The organism is Anaerovorax odorimutans DSM 5092, from assembly GCF_000426305.1.
Classification (GTDB): domain Bacteria; phylum Bacillota; class Clostridia; order Peptostreptococcales; family Anaerovoracaceae; genus Anaerovorax; species Anaerovorax odorimutans.
Genome location: NZ_AUFC01000016.1, coordinates 77,751 through 84,370 on the forward strand (window position 1 = coordinate 77,751; position 6,620 = coordinate 84,370).

Consider the following 6,620-nt stretch of genomic DNA (forward strand, 5'->3'; position numbering starts at 1 on the left):
GACTTTATAGCTTAGTATATTTTAGTATATTATCATAGGAAAATTATTCTAAAAAATATATTGACAAATTTATTAATTTATATTACCGTATTATTGTACTAGTTTATTAATACAATAATACAATGAGAACTTTTATTTTATAATATATTGTAATATTAGACAATATAAAAATTAAAATAAAAGTTAACTTATTTATTCTTTTGTAGTAAACTTAGTTTAAAGACCTATTTAAAATGAGAAGGAAAGGAAAATAATATTTATGAAAAAATCTTTTAAAATTTTTATTGTTGTAGCTTTAATTTTATCACTTACATTATCGGGGACCATAACAGCGCTCGCTTCTGATTCCAATGCAATAAAGGTACAATATAACGGAGAAAATATTGCTTTTACAGATGCTTATGCAAAAATAGTTAACGGAAGAGTAATGGTACCACTACGACAAACTCTTGAAGCTATGGGAGCAGATATAACATATGATTCAAAAACCAAAACAATATCCGCTAAAACAAATGAAAAAGAAATTTCATTTGCTGTAGGAGAAAAAAATATTACTGTAATTCAAAATGGAAATAAATCTATAAAAAATATGGATGTAGCTTCATTTGTTGATAAAACCTCAAATAGAACTTACGTACCTGTTCGATTTATTGCCGAAAGTATGGATTACTGTGTTGGTTGGGATAAATCAGAAAAAACAGTGGTTATTATTGATTGTAGTAACTTATTTGAAAATGTGGATAAAGATTTTTCTATAATCAGTAAACTTTTCAAAACAAATCTTGATCTTGAAAAAGCATACAAAACAACAGGACAATTTGATTATGATTTTTCTATTTTTGAAAATGAAGAAACACAATTTTCTCCAATAGAGGTTTCAGCTACAGGTAAAGTAAGCGGTATTCAGCAAAAACTAAATGCAGAGTTAGATATGAATTTAACTTTAAATATGGATAAAATGATATCAAAATTATCAGAAGAAGAAAAAACTGAATTACAACCTTTTTTAGATATGGCTAATGACTTAAACATGAAAATTAGAATGAATGGAGAAACAGGAAATACATATATGAATTCCCCTGTATTTAGCCAATTAGACCCTAGTATTGATGAGAATACATGGTATAAAATGAATATTTATGATATGTATGATAATATGGGCATAGATATTAAATCAATAATTGATATGTCTTATTCAAATGTTAATATTTCTGAAGTATTTGAGAAATTATTATCAATGAGCAATTCGGATGTCAATGTAAACACATATAATGATATTAAAACTGCATATTCATTTGCAAAAGATCTTATTGGAGATACTGCTTTTAAAACAACTAAATCCGGGTCAATTACTACGTATACTCTAGATTTAAGCAAAACATCTATACTTTCATCATTAGCAAAGACAGCTATAAAAGAAGGTGTTTCAACAGATTCTATGGATTTAGACAGCCTAAAGGATACTCTAAGCAATAGTAACTTCAATGCAACTATAACTATAAAAGAAAAAAATGGTGTATTAAATGATTATAGTTTAAAAGGAAATTGCACAACTGATGATATTCAATTCTCTTTAGATATGTCAGGTGACCACAAAAATTCTGATGTAAAAATGACAATAAATCAAGAAGATAAGTTTAATATTAATATTAAAGCAAATTCCAGCATAACAGAAACTACAGAAGTTCCAAATGTTGAAGTACCAACAGACGCAAAAGTAGTAGATTTCCCTATGTAATAAATATAAGATTTAAAATAAACTAAATAAAAATGCAGGTTCCTTATTTTATAGTGAACCTGTTTTTTTAATGTTACTTTATAAGTTTTTATCAGAGCTTTTTTGGTAACAATATCAAAATAACATTATAAACATGGCTGTACTGTAAAAAAATGCGAGCGGTATAGATAGTAGTACTAAATATACTTTTGCTCTTGTGCATCGCACTGAATGAAAATTCACTAAAACTCTTACTGTAGCTGCACTTGACAAAAAGGCTACTATAAATAAGCTTGACAAAGAAAATGATAATAGTGAAGTCCTATCCCAAATTAACTGGGTATCGGTAATAGACATTATAAACAAATTTAAAAAAGCCCTCACAACAATCAAAAACAGAGCAGTATATCCCAATCCCTTGAAATATCCATTTTTCCAATTATCATTGCAAATTTCTTTCCTTTTTTTATAAAAAATTATTATAGTTGAAATCACTAACTCTATTAGTATCCATACGGGGATAACATACCATGCTCCTGTCCATAAAAAGACATCCCACCAATCTTTTAAATTAAATAATAATTGTTCAATTATCATCATATTATTTTACCTTCCCTAATTGGCAATCAGAAATACCTTTATTATTAGGTCAATTAAAATTCTTGAACTAATCTTTATGAAGAACCCCCGACCTTTACATTCAATCTGATACAAAAAATCGTGATTAATCGCCATTAAACGATATGATTAAACCCTGTATATTTCAACGTTTATAAACATTCGTGAAAAATCGTGATTAATCGTCATTAATTACTCATGTGGGAAAAATATGGGAAATTTTTAAGAAAGCAAGTATGTTTTATAAAGTGTCTGCTCTTACATATAGTTTTTTATCAATTAATTTATATTCAGTAAAAAGTCCTTGCGATCCATATGGAACATTAATACTGTGCTCCTGTTTATCAAATTTAATATTTTGTTGTCCATTTATTCTTCCAACCAAAATAAATGGCGTCTCTTCTTCTAATGATACTCTATAAACTAACGTTTCCAGGTTTATACACAAATCTCCTAAAGAAACAATAACTTCATCCACTTCATCCCCATCCAAATCACAACACGTAATTTGAATGTAATACCCTTCTTTTACTTCTCCTAACCCATATTGATCAAATGCCTCATCAATTTCAAAATCATAAGCAAAATTAATTCCGTAATTACCTTTCATTCCACTTACAGAAATACCATTTGGATGATTTCTTCCAATAATAAAAGTTTCATCTTCTCCGTCATTATCAATATCGCATATTATAGACGCTTCTTTTCCTTCAATAATTGATGTGCTATCCAAAATAGTATATGCACTACATTCTCCTTGAAAGAGTACATTATCGCCTTCTATTATTATTGTATTCTTTTCTTTTTTAGAATCCGTTTTATTTTCTTTATCAACTGCATTTGAAGAACAACCTGAAGTTAGTAAAATACCAATTATGAAAAATATCATTAAAAAGTTCTTAGCTTTGATCATTACTTATGCCCTCCTAATAATTTATCCTACCCATTAAATTTATTATTAACTAGCCCTTTCACATATCTATAATACCACATTATTCCATTTTATGTATTATATAAATTATAAAAACTTTATCACCATAGCTTGTATAAGTCATCTTGCTTGATAAATTCAATACATTTTTCCCTTTTGCTTGATTTAAATATTTCCAAAAACCTAAAAAAGCCAGCCAAGGATTTCTCCCCAGCCGGCATCATGATATCTTATAATCTTACTATACATTCACTCTAACATAAATCTGATAAGTTTGTCCTTCTAGTTCTCCTTGAATAATAGCAAGTCCTTTTTTTACTGCTGTCACTTTTCCGCTTGCTGATACTATGGCTACGCTTTCATCCATAGATGTCCAAGTTACTAAACTGGGATCATCAGATAAATATAGATTAGAGTTATCTCCTGCTTTTAAATGAACTGCCAAACGCATTTCATCCGCGGTACCCTCCACTACTTTTACCGGTATATATTCCTTGAATGTTCCATCTGCATTTTCAGCATAAATATCAGCTTGTCCCTCACCAACTGCTGTTACTTTTCCGTTAGCATCCACTGTGGCTACGGCTTCATTTGTAGAACTCCATGTGAAATTGGTATTATCTGTTAAATTGTATGATACACTTAGCTGAACAGTTTCACCTGTATTTAGTAGTACAGATAGTTTATTATCTGTATCAGTACTATCTCCTATTTTTAGAGATTCCATTGTATTTAAGTTATCGCTTATACTATTTCCACCCATTACGTAAAGTTTTCCATTTACTATTACAGAGCCATGCATAATTCTTATTTCAGACATAGGTATTTCTTTAGTCCATGTATCGTTTGTAATATCATAAATGTAAACTAAATTCGAAGAACTACCGTTGATTCTGCCACCAGTAACATAAATATTATTACCGTTTGCACATGCTGATAATTCTGTTTTCTTATTAGGCATCTCTGAAACTTTTGTCCAATTATCTTCCTCTATATCATATTTATATATACATTTAGACGTAGCTGCAGAACCTCCACCTATTGAATAAATATTATTTTCTATAGATACAATACCATTATAACCTATATTACCAATATCTGATCCGGTTGTCCATACCCCAGTTATTGTATCAAAAATTTGTACATTAGTTAATTTACTTTCACTATTATACATAATAAAATAAACCTTATTATTTACCGCTACAGCTGAAAATCCTTCTACGGTTTTTATTTGGGGTACATCTTCACTACTTGTCCATGTATTTGTTTTAGTATCATAAATCTGCATAACAGGTATAGTATAGTTTTCATCTATACCAAACATATATATTTTTTCTCCAACAACAGCACACGTTGAAAATTTTTTAGGAATAGGCACAGATGCTCCTGTTTCCCAAGTACCTGTTGTCGTATTATAAATTTCATTTAATTCAGGAGAATATCTCCCCCCTATGGTATAAATCTTATCACCCACTGTTGCTACAGAAAAATTTATTTTACCTTTTGACATAGGTGCTTCTTCCTGCCACCCTTCTTCTCCATCTGCCCAGGCGCTAACTCCTGATATGCTTAATACCATACATAAAGTTAAAAAAATTGTTAATAATCGTTTCATTTCTTCCTCCCTTTTGTTACTATAATTGTTACAATATAATTTTCTAGAATATATTACCATTTAAGTAAATTATATAACAGTCTGTTTTTCCATAATTTTCTATAATATAATTGATTGTTTAGGATGATTTTCTATAAAACAAAAAAAGCCAGCTGAGTATTATCAACTTTTCTTAGTCAATAGCCTCACTCCAATCCATATATTTTCTAGGTATTAAATATTCTTTTATATTTATAATTCTTCATCTCGTCTTCTACTTTAAATATTATGTTAACTTTCATTTATTACATTAGAACAGTTTTCAACAACCCCTTTGTCCCTATATTTTAAGAACTATGACAATTTTCCACATCATTTTTAAAATTGTATACGATTTAATCCAAATATGACTGTGCATAACTATTCTCATCTATAATCAATCATTTTCAACGTATACGCTATTTTCATGACAAAGCAGCCTTTATTTTATCCACAGTTATTTTTATATTATCAATAATACAATTTAAAACTTGTCCACATATCAACCGTTTTTGTCCACTTATTAAATATCTAATAGTTATTTGTTACTTATATTTATAATTTTGTATGATATAATTTATTAAATATGTAATTTTAAATAATACTCGTCCAAAATCCAGAAAAGAGGATAAACATGATTAAAAAGTCTAATTTTACAAGAATAAATATCGCAAAAATAATTTATTTTTTATCTAAAATCGCAATAATAATATACTTGGGGTATGGTTATATCTTCTTTGGATTTAAGTGGATGACATTACCTTGGTGGTTTGGTATTGCCTCTATTTTTATACCTTTATCTTTAGTAAACATAATAGATCGTGGTTTTAATGAACGTCAGATTGATTATTTATCAGGAAGGTGGAAGGCATTGCCTCTTATATCTGAACTATGTGCTTTTCTTATCTTAGCTTTATTTTTAATTTTATATGTTAACAACTCTATACCAAAATTAATACTCGTGCCCTTACAAATAATTGTAGGACTCTATTTTCTTTTTTCTGATGTTATTATTAAAAAATTGCATTCTTACTTTTATAAATTTAAATCTTATGAATAGCTAAAAACTAATTATTTGTTGTTATAAATTTTAGTTTGTCTAATAGAGTAGAGAAATAATTGCAAAGAATTATTTCCCTCTCGTTGAACCGTACGTACGGGTCTCGTATACGGCTCTACAATTTATATTCCAACATTTCTTAGATAATAATTTAAAGGATTGAGCAAGCCAGCTCTATCCTTTATTTTTGTTTCAAGTAGTGTAGGATTTAAAATGTAATTCACTACATCCATACTGCATCTTTTGTACCAACCCAACCTTGAATTGGCAACCTTGAAAATACTTTCTTTATTAAACCCATTCTTATATTTTCTGTTCAAGTATGCTAGATTACGAAAAATGGTACTTGGCTTTTTCCATTGTTTTATAACAATTACTCTTATTTTATGTCTTAGCCATTGACCAAACTCATTCATAAATTGTTTCATCATTCCGATTCTAAAGTAATTTATCCATCCCATAACTATTTGATTTACTCTTTTTATAGTTACTGCCAACGGTCTTGCATTTGCTTTTCCTCTTTTGAGATATTCACGCATTACTTGATATAGCTTCGCTTTCTTCTCATTTGTAGGCTTAACTTTCCATTGGCCACCATTCTTTAAGAATGTGAATCCTAGATACTTACTTCTCATCGGTCTGACCACTTTGGATTTAGTTG

Annotated in this window: 6 protein-coding genes; 2 read left to right on the forward strand and 4 right to left on the reverse strand. The window is 28.8% G+C overall.

The features are described from left to right. The first annotated feature begins 259 nt into the window (after window positions 1-259). Complete coding sequence (locus K292_RS17830; protein ID WP_051280482.1) at window positions 260-1,738, forward strand: stalk domain-containing protein; 1,479 nt, start codon at window positions 260-262, stop codon at window positions 1,736-1,738. 114 nt (window positions 1,739-1,852) lie between these two features. On the opposite strand, the gene K292_RS0107355 is transcribed toward K292_RS17830, so the two are convergent. From K292_RS0107355 to K292_RS0107365, 3 genes are all read right to left on the reverse strand, one after another. Continuing rightward, on the reverse strand, window positions 1,853-2,317 hold the full coding sequence (locus tag K292_RS0107355) for a hypothetical protein (RefSeq protein WP_027399295.1): 465 nt from the start codon (window positions 2,315-2,317) through the stop codon (window positions 1,853-1,855). 259 nt (window positions 2,318-2,576) lie between these two features. Next, window positions 2,577-3,248, reverse strand: coding sequence for a hypothetical protein (locus K292_RS0107360; RefSeq protein ID WP_027399296.1), 672 nt, complete (start codon window positions 3,246-3,248; stop codon window positions 2,577-2,579). 259 nt (window positions 3,249-3,507) lie between these two features. Then, on the reverse strand, window positions 3,508-4,881 hold the full coding sequence (locus K292_RS0107365) for a Kelch repeat-containing protein (RefSeq protein ID WP_027399297.1): 1,374 nt from the start codon (window positions 4,879-4,881) through the stop codon (window positions 3,508-3,510). Between the two features lie 652 nt (window positions 4,882-5,533). On the opposite strand from K292_RS0107365, the gene K292_RS0107370 reads away from it, so the two are divergent. Continuing rightward, window positions 5,534-5,959, forward strand: coding sequence for a hypothetical protein (locus tag K292_RS0107370; protein ID WP_027399298.1), 426 nt, complete (start codon window positions 5,534-5,536; stop codon window positions 5,957-5,959). 122 nt (window positions 5,960-6,081) lie between these two features. Here the strand turns inward: K292_RS0107370 and K292_RS0107375 are convergent. Continuing rightward, on the reverse strand, window positions 6,082-6,620 hold a 539-nt coding region (locus K292_RS0107375), incomplete at its 5' end, for a group II intron maturase-specific domain-containing protein (protein ID WP_027399299.1).